The sequence below is a fragment of the Tunicatimonas pelagia genome, from assembly GCF_030506325.1.
Lineage (GTDB): Bacteria > Bacteroidota > Bacteroidia > Cytophagales > Cyclobacteriaceae > Tunicatimonas > Tunicatimonas pelagia.
Window position 1 is genome coordinate 2172582 of record NZ_CP120683.1, and the last position, 19633, is coordinate 2192214.

Below are 19633 nucleotides of genomic sequence, written 5' to 3' on the forward strand. Positions count from 1 at the left end.
CACTAGATAATGGTTTACTGGCTAATCTACTTATATTCGCTAATAAAGACTACCCGGATGATAAGCCGCACCACAAGTTACCTCACTACTGTACTCCAGATAAATAAATTCTTACTTCTGCTGTTAGGAGGAGTGGTGGGGGCCTGTTCGGTAAACCAGGAGACTCAGCAATACGATGCATTCGGAGGGTACACCGGAATTCAACGGGGAGCCACGGGTTGGTTTAGAGTAGAACAAGTAAATGATCGCTGGATGTTCATTACCCCGCAGGGGCACGGTTATGTAGCGTTGGGAGCTAATCATACCGGACGATACCTGAATGAACGGGAACAATCTGCTGGTTTGTATGAACGGGTAGATGACAATCGAGAGCAGGCTGAAGAAGCAATGTATCAGGCCTACGTGGAATCAGGGCTGAACGCCGGGGAAGCCTACGCTCCGCTCAATCCTTATTTGGAAAACCGCCTGCCCCATATCGCTCATTTTAATTATCCCAACAGCAAGCACACCTTCGATATTTTTGACGACTCGGTACAAACCTCCTTCCGTCAGCACTTACTCCCTCAGTGCCAAAGCGTGGCCTCAGATTCGCTTTTACTGGGGATCGCTTTTGTAGATTTACCTATCTGGGACTCGCGCCGAGTAGACTTTTATCGCTCCCTTCCGCCTTTGGCTCCCGGTAAACAAGCGTATCAAAGGTTTTTAATGAACCAGCACGCTACTATTCAGGAATTGAATGAAAGCTATGGGACTTCTCTGGCTTCTTTTGATGAACTTTTGGAAACTACCGATTGGGCATTAGATACCGAACAGGCATCTATTCAGCAAGACGACGATCTGTTTATGGGACAGATTGCCGAAAAACTTTATCCTTTGCTCCGAGATATTGTGCGAGAAGGCGCACCCAATCATCTGTTCTTGGGAGAACGCTACGTGCTAAGAATGGTACCGGAGCCAGTATTGCAAACGGTGGGTAAGTACGTAGATGTATTCTGCACTCAAGCCCTAATTCTTAGCCCACAGCGGCCACCCGAGTGGCAAGTATTTCAGCAAGGTGGCTACGATAGCACCTTTGCCATTGTGCAGAAACCCATAATCGTTGTAGATTGGGCTACTCCCTTTAGCTTAGATGAAACCTATACCACCGATCGAGGCACGGTGAGAGAAGAAGCTCAAGCCGCTGAAGACGTTGCCCAGTGGGTAGAAGATGCATTAGCCCAGCCGTACATTATCGGAATTTTTAAATGCCAGTTCATCGGTACCCACGGCAACGATCGTTGGTTTCCCAAAGGGCGCATGAAACGAACGCTGTGGCAAGACGACGGTACGCCGTTCCCAGTGATGACCAATCGGGTCTCCCAAGCCCATCGGGAAGCTTTAAATGATGTTTATCAGTCGGTTGCAGCAGAAAAATAGTGTTAAAGTGCTATGGTGTTTTAGTACGATAGTTATCTTTGAGTACTATAACACTACGCACTCTAACACTAGATATGATGAGTACTCCTTTTCACCTAGCTTTTCCCGTTTCCAGCCTGATTGACACCCGCCAGTTTTATGAAGATTTGTTGGGTTGCACAGTAGGGCGTACCTCCGAGCGATGGATAGATTTCAACTTTTATGGTCATCAGATTACGGCTCACCTAAAGCCGGAAGAAGTACTGAAAGCGCAAACGAATGAAGTGGATGGCGACCAAGTACCCGTACGCCACTTTGGGGCCATTCTAGATATGGAAACCTGGGAGAAGTTAGCTCAGCGACTAGAAAACGCAAATATTGACTTTATTATTGAACCCCACGTGCGCTTTAAAGGTGAAGTAGGAGAGCAAGCCACCATGTTTTTTCTTGACCCCAGTGGCAACGCACTAGAGTTTAAAGCCTTTCAGAACCAAAGCCAGATTTTTGCTAGCGAATAGTAATTGTCGGCGACTGCTCAATAATCTCTTGAACCGAGAACCTTTCAGTAGCTAGGGTATCTTTAGGAGTATCTCCGTAAATAACGACTTTGTCGCTGAGAGACCGATATACGACCACCTCGAATCCTTCTTGTTCATACCTGGGGGAAGCAGGTGAAATCTCAGCACCTTTCTCGGAGAAGTACAACCCATCAAAATTCAGGATAAATGACTGTTGCGATGGTAGAACAGCATCAAAGGCGCCTGCCCGATTATTTTCGTATCCTTCCGCTGAGTACATCCATATTTCCAGGCGTACTGAGTCGGCGGTAGTATTTTTTACTCGCAGTACGTCTCGGTCAACCTGAGGAATCTTGCGACCATCCAATGTGATACAGTGAATAGTAAAAATGAGACGATTTCGCTCGTCGTTGAGGTTGTACAGGTTATGGTTCAATAACAAGGAAGCAACCATACCGGAAGACATCGTTCCCGATGCTTTGGCTGGTTCGACGTAGTGCTTTAGCATGGTATCCGTTATGTAGGATGAAGCACTAAGATAGTCAAAATATCTCCCGCTAGTACGATAGTCCATTTCCCAATAGTGGGCGATACTATCGGACGAGATTTTCTTTTTTTGGCTTCCGTAATACCAGATTTCGCTAAACAGTTTGGGAGATAAACTATCCAATACTGACGAGAGCAAAGCATTGTCAAAAATATTAGAAACCTCTCGGTTGGCCATCATAGTATCGGCCAAAGAATCAGCATATTCACTTAAACAAATAGCTACGCCTTGATTACAGTCTTGTGTCACATGTCTATCAAAGAAATAGATGAGTGATTGAAGGTAATCCATCTCTTCCTCGTCGAAATAATAATGAATCAACGGATCTTGATCGAGAGACTGACTGTGCAGTACGAGAAGGGGTACAACTATCAGTCCGGCAGAAATCACGATCTTTTTCATTGGTAAACCTCGTTACATACCCTGAACAATAGTCTTTTTAGAAATATAAATACTCCACATGCCCAGAAGGATTTGGGCGGTGTCAGCCGGCAAGGCGAGTTGGACTCGAAGTGAATCGTTGAGCGTAACCGGATGGGTATACAGTAAGGTATCTTGACCAATGCGTTGTACATTACCGATTAATTCTTGTTGCTGTTCCTGACTGTAGCGGTAAGCCTCCAGAATTTGCTGCTCTTTTTCTGGTAAGTCGCTAGCTTGAGTAGACACCGGAATCCAGTGGATAGTGGCCTCCCCGGCGAAGGTATGCACCGATTGATTTTGTAAATAGGCTACAAAGTCGATCTCCAGCTTTTCTTCTTGATACTGCTTTGTCAAAAGAGACAACATTTGCTGAGCCATTGAGCCACCTTGTTGGTAAGCAGCCTCAGTAACCTGCTCAGGGGTGACGCGCTTAGGTTCTCGCTGAGCCATTTCTTCTTGTACCGCCGTGGTATCTACCCGCTGCTCTCCGGTGCCACCGCAAGCCGAAATAATTACGAGAAGCAGTAAAACTGAGTATCGTATCATAAGCAAAATTAATTATGAAATACTAACCTAAAGCGATTGGTAAGTGTTCTAATGGTTAAAGCCACAGTCAAACAGTAAACAAAATCACCTAACTCTACCCGATAAACTGTAAACAGTGGACTATAAGCTGTCGACTGTAGATAACTACACCACCTGAATCAGCAGATCTTTTGGCTCAGTCGTTTCGCCAAACGCTTCTACCGATAGGCCAATAGATTGAGTATACTGAATGAAGCTAGTCTCATACTCTTTTTCTACGGCAACTAGCAAACCACCACTCGTCTGCGGATCACATAGTAGTGCTTTTTGTTCATCACTTATCGGGCTGATTTTATCTCCATAACTATCCCAATTACGCTTAGTGCCACCCGGAACACTACCCTGAGCAATGTACTGGTCAATACCATCGAAACGAGGAACTTTATCGTAGTTAACAACGGCACTTACCTGACTAGCCTCGCAGACTTCGGCTAAATGACCAAGTAAGCCAAACCCAGTTACATCGGTCATAGCTTTTACGTAGGAAAGACGACCAAACTGTATTCCAGCATGGTTTAATTGTAGCATACTTTCCCGAGCCGTTTGCAGATCAGCCTCTTTCACTATTCCTTTCTTCTGGGCAGTAGTTAACACTCCAACTCCTAGCGGTTTGGTTAGAAATAACTTACAGTCCGGAGTAGCTTGATCGTTTCGCTTAATGTGTTCTACCAGGATTTGCCCGGTAACGGCTAACCCGAAGATGGGTTCAGGAGCATCGATACTGTGTCCGCCTGCCAGTGGAATATTTGCTTTGCGACAAGCCGCTTTCGCTCCGGAGATTACCTGCTGGGCTACTTCGGCGGGAAGCTTATCAATGGGCCAGCCCAGGATTGCCACGGCCATTGTAGGCTTTCCACCCATCGCGTAAACATCGCTCAGGGCATTCACCGAAGCAATTCGTCCGAAGTCAAACGGGTCGTCCACAATGGGCATGAAAAAATCGGTAGTACTAATGAGGGCTTGCCCCTGCCCTACGTCGTAGACAGCAGCATCGTCTTTGGTGTTGTTACCGACAATTAGGTTAGGGTCGTGAAAGTCGTCATCCGAAGCTAAAATGCTTTCCAGTACTTGGGGAGATATTTTGCAGCCGCAACCAGCCCCATGGCTGTATTGAGTAAGTCGGATCGGTTCTTTTTCCTGCATAATCAGATAGAAGTTAAGTTAGGGTGAAGGTTTTTATTAGCGGCAAATTTCCGAATCAGTTGGGCATTTGTCGCTGGGTCATCAGTTGGGCAGTCCAACGTGTAGCGTAGAGACTCCGTTTTACGGTTCAGATTACGCTGATAACTACGGTCGTAGTACTCCAGTAGCAGATCAGCCACATCAGCTAATCGTTTTTCTTCCAAAGCTTGTAATGCTTGCTGGGTTCGTAATCCACCCAATCGTCGTTCAATAGTATGAATGGCCCGAGCGAGCTTTGTTGGGTCAAGATGACCATAATCCCGTACCAGACGTTGCACCCGAAGTGAACGAGGAACTTCAACCACCACCACCGGAGCTTGTTTCATATGTTCCCAAAACTCGTGCGGAAGTTGCGCTCCGCCAATGCTAAAGGATTCATCTTCTACCCAAATAGTACGTGATAGATCGAGCGAACGCCAAGCAGCAAACAAACTGTTCTGGAATTGCTCCGAAGTTGGCTGGGAGCTTTGCCCAATTCCCCCAAAGGCCGAGCCTCGATGATTAGCTAATTTCTCTAAGTCAATAATTTGTTCGCCTTGCTCCGCCAGTTCCTGAAGTATTTCGGTTTTACCGCTTCCGGTAGTTCCGCCTACAATCAGAATTGGTAGTGGATTTTGGTAGATTTCCAGTACGGCCCGACGGTAGGCTTTATAACCATCGGCCAGCGTATGAGCTTGTAACCCGGCAGTAGTGAGTAGCCAGGCTACGCTTTCGCTCCGCATCCCACCCCGCCAGCAATGTACCAGCACTTGTCCGTCTACGGCCAATTCACTAGCGGTTTCTACCAAATTACGCATCTTCGGGCCAACAATATCCAAGCCTTGCAGCAGTGCTTCGTAACGGCTGATTTGTTTGTACGCAGTACCTACCTGCGCCCGTTCTTCGTTAGAAAACAGTGGTAAATTATGCGCTTTGTAAATATGGCCTGCCTCGTATTCGGCAGGAGATCGGACATCCAGTATAGGCAATTGTTCACCTCGGTTGAGAAATTCATGTACAGAAAGTGAAGCCATACTGGATTAACCACTATCAGCCAGTATTAGTTAGATGAATTAATTACCGTTTCTCGGATTTGCTCATCAGGCAAGCCGCCTTCGGTTCCGGCTACCACCATTGATACTGAAGCATCGCCGGTTACATTCACCACCGTACGGCACATATCAATAATTCGGTCGGGGGCTAAAATTAAAGCCAGTCCAGCAGCGGGCACACCGATGGCTTCCAGCACAATTACCAGCATTACCACTCCTGCTCCGGGTACGGCAGCGGTTCCAATGGAAGCCAGCGTGGCAGTCAGTACAATCATTAGCTGACTAGTGAGTGATAGGCCTAGTCCAAGGGCCTGAGCAATGAACACGGCCGCTACGCCCTGGTACAAACTGGTACCGTCCATGTTGATGGTTGCGCCTAGTGGTAATACAAAGCTAGATACCTCCTCGGAAACCTTTAGGTCGTTCTGCACCACTTCCATGGTGACGGGCAAAGTGGCCGCGCTAGAGCTGGTACTGAACGCTAGTAGCTGAGCGGGACGCATCGCCCGGAAAAACTTTTTATACTTTACTTTCACAAACATTTTAAAAATTGCCGGGTAGACTACTGCCACCATAATAAGTAATCCAAGAATAACGGTCATGGTATACCACAGCAGGGCGTAGAGTAGCGTAAATGCTTCATTAGGATTTTCTCCGCCAATCTCCACAATCAGGGCGGCGATCAGGGCAAATACGCCGTAGGGAGCCAGCAGCATAATGAACTCTACGATTTTGATAATCACATCGTTCAACCCATCAAAAAAGGCGATAACTGGTTGCCCTTTATCACGAGGTATTTGCAGCAGCGCAATGCCAATTATCAGAGCGACGAATACTACTTTTAGCATCGCTCTGTTGTCGGAAAATGCCTCAAATACGTTTTGAGGTACAATATCGACCAGCGGTTGCAGCGGTCCCGCATCGCGCACATCCTGAGCATCTCCTTGCCGGGTTTCCACATCACCGCTGTATAGTGCCATTAGGTTTTCGCGGGTAGATTCCGGGAGCTTTTTACCTGGCTGCACAATATTGACTAAAATTAACCCAATGGTAATGGCAATGGTAGTAGTAGCCAGATAGGTCAAGATGGTTTTTCCACCCATACGGGACAGTTTGGATACATCGCCCAGGTTAGCAATTCCCACAATCAGGGAAGCCAGCACCAGCGGCACCGCAATCATTTTTAAAGAATTGACGAAGATTGTTCCAAAGGGCTTAATATATTTGGCGGTAAAAGTAGGATCCCAACCGAACTGGATACTGGCGAGTCCAAACAATAATCCTAGCACCAAGCCGATAATGATTTGGGTGTGAAGCGGTAGTTTTTTCATGTGTGTAGTTCAATCTATCTGCTTTTGAAGGAAGCGACCGTAAAAATGCAAAATCCTCAGAGTAAATACTAATGGGGAAAATAAGAACACCCAAAGTTGACTACCTAAACAGTTCGTTATTGACTATTTACTGATACGATATTTGGTTATAACTATTTTTATGAGAACAACCTTTGGTTTTATTCTAGTACTACTGACTGCTACAGCCTGTACGAGTACTAAACATCAGTTAGTCCCTCGCTATGGTTTTGATTTTCAGGTGGGGGAACGATTAGTTATCGCCCAGTTTCAGAGCCGCTCTACCCTATCGACCTACGCCACCGAGCAACTGCTTGGCGCATTCCATCAGTGCCCCGATGTAGAAATTGTACCACCCGATACGGTGCATAACTTTTTTTACCGCAATATGCTGAATGTTAATCCGATTTGGGAAGTGGATATTCCGATGATGGTTCGTATCCGGCAGGCGACCCAGGCCCGTTATCTGCTGATTGGAAAGTTCCTAGACGAGTCTAGTAGTCGACCACCCGTAAGCATCGCTACGCGCTATGCCAACGGATACCAAGATGACATCCATGAAAATTACTCGCGGGTTCAGTTTCTGCTGTACGACTTAGCTACGCACCGTACCGTTCTCAGCCTTCAAACCCGCACGAAGGCTAATCAGTACAACTATCAGGGCGAAGATGGCGCAACTAGCTTTTTCGCTCCGGCTAACCTGACCAAAACCGTAGTAGATAAAGGAGTAAAGAAGCTAGCGGATTCCTGCGGTTGCGATTGATGAATGCGTAGCGTGGCCTGTGTGATTAGTTTTTATTCAGACGTTGAATGAGCTGCTCATTTAAGCGTACGAGATCAGTATTGCCTGCTACTTTTGATAGCCTCTTTGAACGTTTAGCTGCTTCTATTGCTTCTGCATTCTGATTCAGATCAGCCAGAATCAATGCTTCGCGGTACACCTGAAAGAATTGAGCATCATCGTGTTCGGTTACTTCCTGAATATAAGTTAGAGCACGCTCAAGATCAGTCTGGGCTTCGTGTAAATAAAGAGCTGCCTGAAAGTAGTCGTTACGGCTGGGGCCAGCCATCGCTCGGTCAATGGTTGCCATCATCCGTTGATGTACCTCAGTCTGTACCGAAAAGCGGGTTTCGGTTTTAGCCCACCGTAGTACCAATGAAGCTTTATCCAATTGAATATCCTCTACGCCAATGGTAAAGGTTTCGGTAAAATACGGTAGCTCAACGAGGGGTGCAGTTACGGTTACTGCCGGGGTAGCATCGGTATAACTTTGCCAGTTGCGGCTTGCGTAGGGGTAGAGAAGCAACGTCCACTGCTGAGGCTCAATGCGACTAAGAACGGCGTACTCGCCTTTAGAAACTAAAACATCAGTCAAAGTTATGTCTTCAGAAACCGTTAGTTTGGTGGTCGCATTCGCTCCGGTACGCCATAGCTCAGCAAAACGAACTACCCCTTCCTCGCCGAAGATAGTGCGGTTACGCGCGCTTGGTCGGGAATAGATGACCTCCAAATCAGTGAAGCCAATCTGTTGATGTACGGTTGCGGTTGGACTCATAGCGGGAGCTACCACTTGAGCCTGAGCATTCATCAGGCACAGTAGAATAGAAAGAATAAGTGAGAACAGTTCTTTTAACATAATTCAGTGAGTTAAGCTTAAGATACGCCCCGGAAGTATTCGCTCGGCGAACGACCGACAATCTTCTTAAACGCTTTATTAAAGGTGGTTTTAGAGTTGAAACCTGCCTCCTGGGCCAATCCGAAGAAGGTAAGCTCCTGGGCTCGGTCCGTTTTGGCCAGCTCGATAAATTCCTTAATACGGTAGTAATTGACGTACTCGAAAAAGTTCATGCCAATGCGCTCATTAAGTAGGCGGGCTAACTCGGGACTACTCACCCCCAGTAGGTTCGCAAGTTCTGACTTGAGCAGTTTACGATTGAGATAGGGTTTCTTTGCTGCCATAAGTTGCTCCAGGCGATCTTTCAGTGCATCTAACTCGGTAGCAGAAAACTTGGATTGAGCGTACTTCGGCGACTCTACCGGAGGCACTACCGTAAATAGCTCCGGTGCTTGCAACGCATAAACCGCAATAAACAGGATTAATAGAGCAATGCTGATCCAGATTACTTGCCACACTACGCGGTTAAACATCGGTAACCCGAATATCCCGCCTACGTATAGCACCAGCCAGGTTAGCATACAACCGCCAATCGCCAGTAAGAAGAGGAGGAAAAACTTGGTTTTGATCATATAGCTCATCTCACTAGAAAGAGTACGCCGAAACTGCTGAAAGCTTCGTACACTCATTACCCAGTAGGTTAGGTTGAAGACTAATCCAACCCCGACAAAGAGCACAATATTGCGAAACTGCTCCCCCGAAGCGGCTCTCATCTGTAGAGTTTCGTCGCTGGGTAGCATAAAAGTAAAAACAACCCCTACGTTAAACAGCACCGCCGGAAGATAATGCCACCCATGGTGATAACTAGCAGGACGCTTGAGCAGAGCCGATTGGGTGAATAGATAAATGGTAGGCCCAAACAGTAGGGTAGCAAACTCTGAGAAAATTACCCAACGATAGTTATCGGCAACTAGCCCCGTTAAATACAGCACTCGCCCTAGCAGGCCTACGGCCAACAAGGCTATAAAAACCAAGATGTAGCCGTTTATCCGCTTGCGTTGCGTAGGCGATAATCCGTATACTGCCAGCAACAGTAAAGCCTGAAAGAAGCTTAGGTACACCAATTGATTTAACAGAGCCTGCATTTGAGAATCACTATAGTGCAAAAGCGTTGAGGTGCAAAACCCCTCGGCGATCAAATTTCTGCGTAGCCTCTACAAAAGTTTCGTAAGCTTCCCGATCATCCCAGGTAACTACGGTCATAAGATCGGGCTGATAGTAGTAGCCGAAGGGGGAAGTTCCGTCCTTCAGCGACAGTACCACTTTCCCTCCCGCTTGCTCCACTTGCTGCAACCACTGCTGTTGGTACTCTTGAAAAGCACCCTCTTCTTTCTGCCAAAGCGATGTAACCACATTGAAGTCCTTCCTATCAATAGTAAAGTCAAGCGTGCTAGGCACTTCGTAGTAAGTAAGGTGGAAGGTAGGCCAAATAGCTCGGCGTTGGGCGTGAAAATCAGGTACTTCCTTCTCAATTTCGTGCAGAAACTGTTCCCGCTTTTCAAGGTTCTGCCATTTACCCAAAATCATAGAACCCGGTTGGTAGTTTCCTTGGGTAAGTTCTTTCACTTTAAACCCGGGCAGACTCTCGTAGCTCATGCGCGCAGCTACTGGGAACGCAGTTTGTCCGTAATTCTTGAACAGAGAGTCTGACCCAGGATTTTGAGATAGCAAGAGAATATCCAATACCTCTCCGGCCTCGAGATGATAGGTGCTTGCCGAAGACTGCGCTAACAATGACCAGGTGATAAAGGAAAATAAAAAGCTGACTATTCCACTGATAAGATACTGCATATGTGTTATGTTAAATAATGAATGATTGGTACAAATGTAGAGACAACATGTACGCTGAAAAAGCAATGATCTCCCCCAACAGATACGAATACAGTATGCGTACAACTTTTTGTATGTTAAAGCGATTGATCGGACTACGTAGATAATAGGATAAGAGGTTAGTAGTTTTTATACCGTAGGCTTGCATCCGTCGTGTATATGTATTTTTGTATCCCTTGTCTATACTTCCTACCTTAGAGTAACAAGAAACTATTGCCAATGGAACGCACTGCAACGAAACTTCTATCATTAGAAGAATACAATCAACTAGAAGAAGAAACCAGTATACGCTACGAATACCATAATGGAGAAGTATTTGCAATGGCGGGAGGCTCGCCCAGACACGGTATTATTGCGGGAAACATTATTAGACTGCTTGGGAATCATTTGAAAAAAAGGTGCCGAGTAGGAAGTAGCGATTTGAAATTTTATATCGAGTCCATTAATAAATCGCTGTACCCGGATGCATCCGTGATTTGCCAACCTTATCAAGTATCAAAGCACGATCGCAATGCGCTAACTAACCCCATTCTACTAGTAGAAGTATTATCAGAAAGCACCGCTAACTACGACCCCGTATCCACGGCGGGAGGTAATAAGTTTCACTACTATAGCGAACTACCATCGTTGCGTGAGTATGTACTGATAGAACAAAATATCTGGAAGGTAGAAACTCGCTACCGGAGTACTGCCCAGGAAGAGTGGAAGATGAACTGGTTTGAGGGAGAAGAAGCTTCCGTTACGCTTCATTCTATGAATGTCACTATCCCCCTCGCTGAGATTTACCAGGAAACCGAAGGTTTGTAAAGGAAAGCTAACTTCCAACCTGTTTCTCATCGTTTAAAAACTCATCCGTGAAGTGCGCTCGTCGTTTAGGTTGGGCAAATTTAGTCGCATTATACCCTTTAGAATCACCCTTCGGAACTGATAAACTTTGCCATTGTTTACCTTTAATCATCTTACCCAAATACGTGATTTGGCCCAACGTGGTAAGCGTAATGGGCTAATTGCCGATTGATAGCTTCTACCACCGTATGCCCCATATTACGAATATAAACTACCTCGTCAAAGTTATCAGCATTTACCGAATCCAACGCCTGAAAGAGACAGTCCCAGCCTTCATTCCACTTGCTGAGTAGTTCTTCTTTGGTTTTGATCCGATCTTCAAACTCTTCGTCGCGCTTACGCCATTCTTTTTCACCGTCGGTAGTGAGAAAGTCAGTCCAGCGAGAAAGCATATTGCCTGACAGGTGATTGACGATAATAGCGATAGAGTTATTATCTGAACTATATTCCCAAAACAGCTCCGGCTCGCTTAGCTGAGCGAAGGTCTTATCACCCAGCGAGCGATAGTAAGCAAATTGCTTTTTCACACTTTCTAAGTAGTTTTCTATCATTCCTCTGTTTTTTAAGTTTTACGTGGACTTGCTGCGAGTTTCAAGCGCGTAGCATAGGTATGGGCAGTAATTCGCCCTACTGAATTTACGTTCTCTTCTTTCATTTTGGTACACGACCGCCCTAAACTGAAAAGTATTTGGTGATTCAAGAAAATACTTAGTACTACCCCCCACGCGAAACATTCGTCCCCAGAAGGGCATTTGTAGATCAGAGTATTTGCGCCAGATTCCACAATCATTAAGAAGGATAGATTTACCCCTACGCTACGTAACGCAACTTCTCCGGAGCAGTGATGTACGATCGCGCTAGTTCACGTGACCTTTAAGTAGCACTACTTTGCCCACTTTTTACCCGATTTAAATGTTCCGCACTGCCGTTTTACGCTTGCCTCTGCCCGAATAACCGTTCTGCTACACTGCTAATTATCGGTTTTTCTCACCGGAAAGGCAAAATGGTACAAACCTCTAGAAGTATCATGTAGCTTTTATGCCTAAAATGCTGAGTTTGAAGGTAGGCTTTGGTGTATTTTACGATTATATAAAAGATAAACACTATGGTGAGCTATCTCCATGTTGGCAGTAACAGTAAAAAGTAAAAAATATGATCCGTTATATATTTATCTTCAGTGCTATATTTGGCTGTAATCTTAGAAGCCAAGAAACAGTAATATATGTAGATGAAACACCAGAAATTGATTCCACCTCTTATTATTCAATAAGATATGATAAGGACGGAAATATAATAGGTGAATATAAAAGTGATGAGTACCTAGAACTAGAAGCTGAAATAGATAAGGTGTTCACGAATCATCACTTATATTCTATTAAAGATTTAAGCGGTGATGGAGTTGCCATTTCTCACAAAACTAATTTACAGGGCATGATAGTTGGATCAAAAGATAAGAATGACACTGTAATGATTTTGAGAAGTGAAAGTGAAAGCATACAGAGACCAATAGATGAGAGTGGCAAATTTGAATTTTCTGATTTGCCTATAGACACTTATCACCTTTTTGTTTCAAATACGACAAGTCAATTGACTTTCATTGATAAGATTGATTTAAAAAACGGCCTAAACTACAAACTAACACTTGAAAAGAAGGAAGAATAAAGCTGCTGACAGAATGCAAGCCTGCCCCCTCCCCTATGGCTAAAGCCTACATCGGCCTTTTACAAACACTCAAATTGCGAATCAGAGAGTCACAGAATATACCAGCAGTGTAAATGAAATCTAAGAAAACCAAGCAAATTGATTATCAGAAGTAAAAAAGACTATTTCATTAGATTTCCTCTGGGGCTGTTACTGATCTTTATCATTGGTATAAGCCCCTTCCTAATTGGTATGATTGGAGCCAGTATTGTGGAGTACACATCGGGAGAGCCTTGCCATGAGGGAAACTGCTACTGGGGCGCACTGCCGTGGCTGTCTTTTTTCACTATGCCCGTAGCGAGTTTACTGTTCATCATCTACCTAATTATCGTAGCGATTGATACGGCTAAAATTCTTAAAAGATAAAGGACTATCACGCTAGTGAAGTAAGTATCAAAAAATTCATTGAACTTATTTTCTCAACAGTATGTGTCAATATTTTGTATATTATACTAAATCAACATGGTAGTGATGAAGAAAACCCAACTATTGGAAACTATTCAAGACATGCCCGACGAATTTTCGGTAGATGAGTTAATGGAAAGGCTACTGATCTTACAGAAAATAGAAGAGGGTCAGCAGCAAATACAGGCCGGACAGTTTTATACTGAAGAGGAAGCTAAAAAGAAACTGGAAAAATGGTTAAAGTGATATGGGCAGAGCGAGCCATTGACGATTTGACTAACATAGCAGATTATAGCAACTGATATTCAGACAAATACGCTTCATCTATCGTATCTAAGCTTTTTAGTAAGGTCAATATTTTGAAGAATATGCCCAGAGTTGGCAGAATAGTGCCTGAGAAGAATGATGAGAATATCCGGGAGCTAATAGAGGGGAACTACCGAATCATTTATGAAATCAGTAGTGAAGATAGAATAGACGTACTGATGGTGCATCACTCATCCCAACCACTAGGAGATATTTGAGTAAGAACAATTATAAACTTTAGCATCAATCCTAAAACAAGCTCAGTACCCCGTGGGCGATACGCTTTTCATGATCTAACAACCACTTTTTACGCCACATGCCGCCGTTGTAGCCCGTTAGGTTACCGCTCGTCCCGATAATGCGGTGGCAGGGCACAATAATCGCAATTTGGTTTTTACCATTGGCTAAACCTACCGCTCGGCTGCTTTTAGCATTACCGATCTGTCGGGCCAAGTCAGCATAGGTATTCGTCTGACCGAATGGAATCTTTAGTAGCCCCTGCCAGACGGTTTGCTGGAAGAGAGTACCTTCCTGCTGGAATTGTAATCCGAACGTTCGGCGCCATCCGGCAAAGTATTCGTCCAGATGCGTAGCACAACGGCGTAGTAAGGCCGGGGCATTATTAGTGCTCACCGCTTTTTTTTCTAGTTCCTGATGCAAATCCGCGTAGCGCACCCCGGAAATGAAAGAATCATTTCCGCTAATTAACAGGTCACCCAGTGGTGAAGGATGCACAATGGTGAAGGTACGCATAGCATCTACACATGCTTACAGTAAGCTTCAATAATCTGGTTGAGAAATTCCGCCTGATCCATACTCCAGTAGCGGTTAGAAAAAATCTCTACTTCAATCATTCCCTCAAACCCCGCTTCTTCTACCCACTTCCGAATTTGCGGAACATCAATACAGCCCTCGCCCATCAGTCCCCGATCTAATAGAAAATCTTCGGTGGGTACCCGCCAGTCGCATACGTGAAAGGCAGAAAGGTTACCGTTGCGCCCGCAGCGCATAATTTCCGATTGTAAATTATCGTCCCACCAGAGGTGATAAACGTCAGCAGCAATACCTACCCAGGGAGAATCAATGGCTTCCGCCATATCGTTAGCTTGCCCCAGCGTATTCACTGCCGAACGGGTGTCGGCGTACATAGGGTGCAGCGGTTCAATAGTCACTTGCACCTGATTAGCTTCGGCGTGGGGCAGAATAGCTTCAATCCCCTCCTGAATTTGCTGGCGAGAGGTGGTTAGTGATTGATTGGGTTCAGCACCACAAACCAGCACTACCATCGGGGCACCTAACTCAGCGGCTTCATCAATGGCTCGTCGGTTGTCATCAATAGCAGCCTGACGCTTTTCAGCACTAGCTGCGGGAAAGAAGCCACCCCGGCAGAGCGAGACAATATTTAGTCCGTGATTTCGTAAGCGGTTACCCGTCTGGGACATGTTACGCCCTTCCAGCGCATCGCGCCATACCGTAATGCCCTTAACGCCTGTTTCGGCAAAGCGTTCGGATGATTCTTCAATGCTCCAGGGTTTGGTAGTAATCGTATGGATGCAGAGTTGGGAAAGGTCTTTCACAGTGAAAATAGGTTAGTCGGTAAACAGCGACTAAAATTACAAAAGGAAATTACTTACTCCAGTATTCCATCCGATTTTCTCTGGCTAGCCAGAGATAGAATAAGCGTGCGCCGGGATTTCACCCAAGCTCTTCATCATCTTGACGTGAGAGGCCAGCGCATCGCGGAAGCGAATCTTCTCATGGTAAGGTAAATGAAACTCCTTAGCGGTCTGCTGCACAATGGGAGCAATAGCTTCGTAGTGAATATGGCAGATATTCGGAAATAAATGATGCTCTACTTGAAAGTTGAGTCCCCCTACGTACCAATTCAGCAAACGGTTATTGCGGGCAAAATTAGCCGTTGTCTCCAGTTGGTGAATGGCCCAAGCATTCTCAATATTACCTTCTTTATTAGGCAGCGGTTGCTCTACTTCCTCTACAATGTGCGCCAGTTGAAATACGAGCGTGAGAATATACCCGGCGGTAAAATGCATTGCTAACACTCCAATAACTACCTGCCACCAGAGTAGCGGAGTAATCAGCATTGGAAGGGCTACGGTAAAAAAGAGGTATAAAACCTTCGTAAAAATAAGCTTCCAAAGTTCGCTGGAAAACTTAGATTTCTGTCGCTCTACCATCCCGACCTTATTGTAAGATAATAACTTAATCAGATCGCTGATGATAAAAAATAGGGTATTGAAACCGTACAGAAAGAATACATAGATATATTGATAGCGATGTATAGATCGCAAAGATGCGTGCTTCGATAACCGGATTACCAGCTTCGTCCGAATGTCATCGTCTAACCCGTGAATGTTGGTGTAGGTATGGTGTAGTACATTATGCTGTATTTTCCAGACTACGGGGTTAGCCCCAATAAAATAGGTGAGATAGCCTACCCAGCGATTAACGGTAGCACTACGGGAATAAGAACCGTGTAAAGCATCGTGCATAACCGACATGCCGATACCCGCCATAGCCACACCCATAGTAATAGCAAATGGCAGCAGCCACCATGCGTTAACCGATAAAGTGAGTATGGCGGCATAAGCGCCAAAATAGATCGCTGAAAGAATAATGGTTTTTGCCACCATCTTCCGATTGCCGTAGTGGGAAATGTCCTTATCTTTAAAATACTGATTAACGCGCTTGCGTAAGGTAGGAAAAAAGGCTGATCGATCAATATCGATAAACCGTGCTTGGTAGTTCATACAACTGGTTTAAAGAGCGAAAATGATACGCTGCTCAGTCAAGAAAGATGGGGCCAAACGAGAGGGAGTGAGGTAACACCATCTGGTGGGCAATGATCCTTAGTGTCTGTATGCCACGCTAATTTGATTCCCCTCTACTACATATTGTTTTAAGAGAATGTTCAGGGGATTGGCAAAATAGAATAAATTTCTCGCTAATCAATTGCTTTTCTTCACTATCAGCGCTACTGCGTGAGTGGCAACCCCCTCCTTTCGCCCCACGAAACCCATCTTCTCAGAGGTAGTGGCTTTAATAGAAATAGTTGATTCTTCTACCTCCATCACTTCGGCCATAGTAGCTCGCATAGCGGGAATGTGAGGATTTACTTTAGGAGCTTCCAAACAGACGGTAGCGTCAATATTGCCTAATTCGTAGCCCTCCTTACGCAGTAGTTGCATTACTTCTTTCAGCAAAATTTTGCTATCAACCCCTTTGTACTTGGGGTCAGTATCGGGAAAGTGAAAACCAATATCACGCAGATTAGCTGCTCCCAGCAGGGCATCGCAGATAGCGTGAATCAGTACATCAGCATCCGAGTGGCCTTTTGCTCCATGTGTATGCTCCAGACGAATGCCACCCAGCCAAAAATCTTGTCCTTCTTCCAATTGATGCACATCGTAGCCGTAACCAATTCTAAAGTTCATAGAATAATTGAAAATGGATAATTAATAATACACAAAGGGGTTAGGAATCAGTATAAATACAATGATACAAAAAGTGCCTTATTCAAACTGATTTTGTTTGAAACGAGGATCAAAAGCGAATGATTGCTGGTCAATTAGTTGAATCTTTTTGTAATCGGAATGCTGAGTATTGAGCACGTAATTGAATTCTTGGTGCATAATAGCGGAAGGCACTTTCAAAATGGGTGTGTTCTCAGTTTGAAACCACTGGCTACCGATTGCTTGGCAAGAAGGGTGTCGCGCTCGCTGAAACCAATCACTTGGTAACTCATTGGGTCGCACTGAGGTAACTGCCAAATCATCCGGAATGTAAATAACCATAATCGTAAATTGCTCGCTAAGAATCTCACCGGAGGCGTGCACCAAGTTTTCCAGGCACGCTAGCGAACGGGAAGCTGCTGTATACAATACTTTTTCGCCCGTATAGTTCCATCGATTGGTACGTCCTGAAGCAAAAAGCTCGTTGGCGTACTCAGCTTTTACAATGCGGAAAACTTCCATCCGTCATTAGGCAAACTCGCCATTGGCAATACGCTCCACTTCATCGCTCACTAGATTCAACCCTTCCGAGGTGATGAGTAAGTCAAAGGGTTTATCACCATCTAAGCCAAAGGCCGGCTTATGTAACCACCGCTTAAATATTTCTACCGAACCAAATACCGTTTCTCCTCGCTGAACTAATTTTTGGTACTTCAATAACGCTTCCGCTTGCTGTGGGCTGAGCAAATCTTCCTGAGCACGGTAATTTCGGGCAGTACGCACAGTTACTCCCAACACAGTAGCTAGCTCCTCAACACTACTTTGAGTTTGAGTCATTACTGTGCCGACTTTCTGTTTGGATACCCCTTGTCGGGCTAACTGAAGAATTTCCTCCCGACTAGCTCCCCAACTTACCTTACCCCCCGGAGTAGCTGGCGTTGCTGTTTTTCTTGCACGAGATTTTCGACTTCTTTTAGGAGGTTTAGACTGGATTTGTTTCATATGACTAAGATAAGTAATTTTTCCAATTAAAGAGGAATTTTTGCTAAACTCACTTATCAATAGCCACTCGCATCTTTTGCTATTTTCTATTGTTCACTGTTAATTGCACATTGTTCACTTCTTTTATGGCAGATACCATTCAGTACCAGTACGATTCCGATCATCTACAGAACTCTGAGCCTACCAAGTATCAGGCAGAAGATTTAACTTCCGAGCAGATGGTGATCAACATTGGGCCGCAGCATCCGTCTACCCACGGGGTTTTGCGGTTAGAGGTGGTGACAGAAGGTGAGGTCATTGTCGATGTGGTACCACATTTGGGCTATTTGCACCGCTGCTTTGAAAAACACACTGAATCGTTACCCTATAATCAGATTATTCCCTACGTAGATCGGATGGATTATTTGGCAGCGATGAATTCTGAACATGCTTACGCGATGGGAGTAGAACGAATGCTAGGTATCCAGGATCAGATTCCAACGCGAGTAGAATACATTCGAGTGCTGGTGGCAGAGCTGAATCGTTTAGCCTCGCACTTTGTAGCGATTGGTACTTACGCTATGGATATTGGGGCGTACACTCCTTTTCTGTGGATGATGCGCGACCGCGAACATATCCAGCGAATGTTGGAGTGGGTTTGTGGATCACGAATGCTCTACAACTACATTTGGATTGGAGGCTTGTTTTACGATCTGCCCGTTGGCTTTGAAGAACGCTGCCAGGAATTTGTTACCTACTTACGACCCAAGTTAAGTGAGCTAGAACAGTTGGTCGTAGACAACAAAATATTTGTAGAACGTACTGCCAATGTGGGCGTATTGCCACTGGATTTAGCCATTAATTACGGAATCTCTGGACCGATGCTTCGGGCATCGGGACTACGCTACGACCTACGACGGGTAGACGGTTACTCAGTATACCCCGAACTAGAATTTGATATTCCGATTGGTGAAGGGAAAATGGGAGCCGTAGGTGATTGCTGGGATCGTACTTACGTTCGCGTTCTCGAGTGCTACGAGTCGCTACGGATTATTGAGCAGTGTGTAGTCCAATTAACGGGCGACCACAAACGCACTCGAGAATTCGATCCGCGAGCCGTAGTTCCTAAAAAAATCCGTCCTAAACAGCAAGATTTATACGTGCGAGCCGAAAACCCTCGCGGTGAACTGGGCTTCTATTTCCGAGCCGACGGGCGTAGCGATATTCCCTTCCGATGTAAAGCCCGTAGCTCCTGCTTTGTGAACCTATCCATTTTAGCCGAACTTAGCCGGGGTGGCATGATTGCCGATCTGGTAGCCATTCTCGGTTCTATTGATATTGTGTTGGGTGAAGTAGATCGGTAGCCCGACGCTTTTTAGTGTTATTTC

The 19633-nt window shown here is 45.3% G+C and carries 25 protein-coding genes; 9 read left to right on the forward strand and 16 right to left on the reverse strand.

Going from position 1 to position 19633, the window contains the following annotated elements; translation table 11 throughout:
- Positions 1 to 57: 57 nt before the first annotated feature.
- Complete coding sequence (locus P0M28_RS09045) at positions 58 to 1416, forward strand: hypothetical protein (RefSeq protein ID WP_302209511.1); 1359 nt, start codon at positions 58 to 60, stop codon at positions 1414 to 1416.
- A gap of 74 nt (positions 1417 to 1490) precedes the next feature.
- Complete coding sequence (locus tag P0M28_RS09050) at positions 1491 to 1913, forward strand: VOC family protein (protein WP_302209512.1); 423 nt, start codon at positions 1491 to 1493, stop codon at positions 1911 to 1913.
- Here the strand turns inward: P0M28_RS09050 and P0M28_RS09055 are convergent.
- The 5 genes from P0M28_RS09055 to P0M28_RS09075 all read right to left on the reverse strand — a co-directional run bounded on the left by P0M28_RS09055 (position 1903) and on the right by P0M28_RS09075 (position 7012).
- Positions 1903 to 2862, reverse strand: a complete 960-nt coding sequence (locus P0M28_RS09055) for a hypothetical protein (RefSeq protein WP_302209513.1) — start codon at positions 2860 to 2862, stop codon at positions 1903 to 1905. The genes P0M28_RS09050 and P0M28_RS09055 overlap by 11 nt on opposite strands.
- Positions 2863 to 2874: 12 nt before the next feature.
- Positions 2875 to 3429, reverse strand: a complete 555-nt coding sequence (locus P0M28_RS09060) for a hypothetical protein (protein WP_302209514.1) — start codon at positions 3427 to 3429, stop codon at positions 2875 to 2877.
- A gap of 144 nt (positions 3430 to 3573) precedes the next feature.
- On the reverse strand, positions 3574 to 4611 hold the full coding sequence (selD, locus tag P0M28_RS09065) for a selenide, water dikinase SelD (protein WP_302209515.1): 1038 nt from the start codon (positions 4609 to 4611) through the stop codon (positions 3574 to 3576).
- Positions 4612 to 4613: 2 nt separating this feature from the next.
- Positions 4614 to 5663, reverse strand: coding sequence for a tRNA 2-selenouridine(34) synthase MnmH (mnmH, locus tag P0M28_RS09070; RefSeq protein WP_302209517.1), 1050 nt, complete (start codon positions 5661 to 5663; stop codon positions 4614 to 4616).
- 26 nt (positions 5664 to 5689) lie between these two features.
- A complete protein-coding gene (locus P0M28_RS09075) occupies positions 5690 to 7012 on the reverse strand; it encodes a dicarboxylate/amino acid:cation symporter (RefSeq protein ID WP_302209519.1) in 1323 nt (440 codons plus the stop codon).
- A gap of 160 nt (positions 7013 to 7172) precedes the next feature.
- On the opposite strand from P0M28_RS09075, the gene P0M28_RS09080 reads away from it, so the two are divergent.
- On the forward strand, positions 7173 to 7793 hold the full coding sequence (locus P0M28_RS09080; protein ID WP_302209520.1) for a hypothetical protein: 621 nt from the start codon (positions 7173 to 7175) through the stop codon (positions 7791 to 7793).
- A gap of 25 nt (positions 7794 to 7818) precedes the next feature.
- Here P0M28_RS09080 and P0M28_RS09085 read toward each other — a convergent pair whose 3' ends face one another.
- The 3 genes from P0M28_RS09085 to P0M28_RS09095 are packed head-to-tail and all read right to left on the reverse strand — an operon-like array spanning position 7819 to position 10497.
- Positions 7819 to 8667 carry a DUF2911 domain-containing protein gene (locus tag P0M28_RS09085; protein ID WP_302209522.1) on the reverse strand — a complete coding sequence of 283 codons (849 nt, stop codon included), beginning with the start codon at positions 8665 to 8667 and terminating at the stop codon, positions 7819 to 7821.
- 17 nt (positions 8668 to 8684) lie between these two features.
- On the reverse strand, positions 8685 to 9791 hold the full coding sequence (locus P0M28_RS09090; RefSeq protein WP_302209523.1) for a helix-turn-helix domain-containing protein: 1107 nt from the start codon (positions 9789 to 9791) through the stop codon (positions 8685 to 8687).
- A gap of 10 nt (positions 9792 to 9801) precedes the next feature.
- A complete protein-coding gene (locus P0M28_RS09095; protein ID WP_302209524.1) occupies positions 9802 to 10497 on the reverse strand; it encodes a hypothetical protein in 696 nt (231 codons plus the stop codon).
- Between the two features lie 258 nt (positions 10498 to 10755).
- Here P0M28_RS09095 and P0M28_RS09100 point away from each other — a divergent pair, with 258 nt between their 5' ends.
- The gene (locus P0M28_RS09100; RefSeq protein ID WP_302209525.1) at positions 10756 to 11343 is read left to right on the forward strand and encodes a Uma2 family endonuclease; all 588 of its coding nucleotides are present in this window, start codon (positions 10756 to 10758) and stop codon (positions 11341 to 11343) included.
- 7 nt (positions 11344 to 11350) lie between these two features.
- On the opposite strand, the gene P0M28_RS31070 is transcribed toward P0M28_RS09100, so the two are convergent.
- Positions 11351 to 11494, reverse strand: coding sequence for a hypothetical protein (locus tag P0M28_RS31070; RefSeq protein WP_367281905.1), 144 nt, complete (start codon positions 11492 to 11494; stop codon positions 11351 to 11353).
- Position 11495: 1 nt separating this feature from the next.
- A complete protein-coding gene (locus tag P0M28_RS09105) occupies positions 11496 to 11933 on the reverse strand; it encodes a DUF1572 family protein (protein ID WP_367281906.1) in 438 nt (145 codons plus the stop codon).
- Between the two features lie 601 nt (positions 11934 to 12534).
- On the opposite strand from P0M28_RS09105, the gene P0M28_RS09110 reads away from it, so the two are divergent.
- The 4 genes from P0M28_RS09110 (at position 12535) to P0M28_RS09125 (ending at position 14012) form a co-directional block, all read left to right on the forward strand.
- Positions 12535 to 13044, forward strand: coding sequence for a hypothetical protein (locus tag P0M28_RS09110; RefSeq protein WP_302209527.1), 510 nt, complete (start codon positions 12535 to 12537; stop codon positions 13042 to 13044).
- 138 nt (positions 13045 to 13182) lie between these two features.
- The gene (locus P0M28_RS09115) at positions 13183 to 13449 is read left to right on the forward strand and encodes a hypothetical protein (RefSeq protein WP_302209528.1); all 267 of its coding nucleotides are present in this window, start codon (positions 13183 to 13185) and stop codon (positions 13447 to 13449) included.
- Positions 13450 to 13554: 105 nt separating this feature from the next.
- Complete coding sequence (locus P0M28_RS09120) at positions 13555 to 13734, forward strand: hypothetical protein (RefSeq protein WP_302209529.1); 180 nt, start codon at positions 13555 to 13557, stop codon at positions 13732 to 13734.
- An 80-nt stretch (positions 13735 to 13814) separates the two neighbouring features.
- Positions 13815 to 14012, forward strand: coding sequence for a type II toxin-antitoxin system RelE/ParE family toxin (locus P0M28_RS09125; protein WP_302210872.1), 198 nt, complete (start codon positions 13815 to 13817; stop codon positions 14010 to 14012).
- Between the two features lie 31 nt (positions 14013 to 14043).
- Here P0M28_RS09125 and P0M28_RS09130 read toward each other — a convergent pair whose 3' ends face one another.
- The 6 genes from P0M28_RS09130 to P0M28_RS09155 form a co-directional block, all read right to left on the reverse strand.
- On the reverse strand, positions 14044 to 14547 hold the full coding sequence (locus tag P0M28_RS09130; RefSeq protein WP_302209530.1) for a methylated-DNA--[protein]-cysteine S-methyltransferase: 504 nt from the start codon (positions 14545 to 14547) through the stop codon (positions 14044 to 14046).
- A gap of 5 nt (positions 14548 to 14552) precedes the next feature.
- Positions 14553 to 15371, reverse strand: coding sequence for a sugar phosphate isomerase/epimerase family protein (locus P0M28_RS09135; protein WP_302209532.1), 819 nt, complete (start codon positions 15369 to 15371; stop codon positions 14553 to 14555).
- A gap of 84 nt (positions 15372 to 15455) precedes the next feature.
- Positions 15456 to 16562 carry a fatty acid desaturase family protein gene (locus P0M28_RS09140; RefSeq protein ID WP_302209534.1) on the reverse strand — a complete coding sequence of 369 codons (1107 nt, stop codon included), beginning with the start codon at positions 16560 to 16562 and terminating at the stop codon, positions 15456 to 15458.
- Positions 16563 to 16760: 198 nt separating this feature from the next.
- Entirely contained in the window at positions 16761 to 17246 is a 486-nt protein-coding gene (gene ispF / locus P0M28_RS09145) for a 2-C-methyl-D-erythritol 2,4-cyclodiphosphate synthase (protein ID WP_302209535.1), read from the reverse strand.
- 78 nt (positions 17247 to 17324) lie between these two features.
- A complete protein-coding gene (locus tag P0M28_RS09150) occupies positions 17325 to 17786 on the reverse strand; it encodes an RES family NAD+ phosphorylase (protein ID WP_302209537.1) in 462 nt (153 codons plus the stop codon).
- 6 nt (positions 17787 to 17792) lie between these two features.
- The gene (locus P0M28_RS09155; protein ID WP_302209539.1) at positions 17793 to 18266 is read right to left on the reverse strand and encodes an Xre family toxin-antitoxin system antitoxin; all 474 of its coding nucleotides are present in this window, start codon (positions 18264 to 18266) and stop codon (positions 17793 to 17795) included.
- A 125-nt stretch (positions 18267 to 18391) separates the two neighbouring features.
- Between P0M28_RS09155 and P0M28_RS09160 the strand changes: the two genes are divergently transcribed.
- Positions 18392 to 19609 carry an NADH-quinone oxidoreductase subunit D gene (locus P0M28_RS09160; protein WP_302209540.1) on the forward strand — a complete coding sequence of 406 codons (1218 nt, stop codon included), beginning with the start codon at positions 18392 to 18394 and terminating at the stop codon, positions 19607 to 19609.
- The last annotated feature ends 24 nt before the right edge of the window (positions 19610 to 19633 follow it).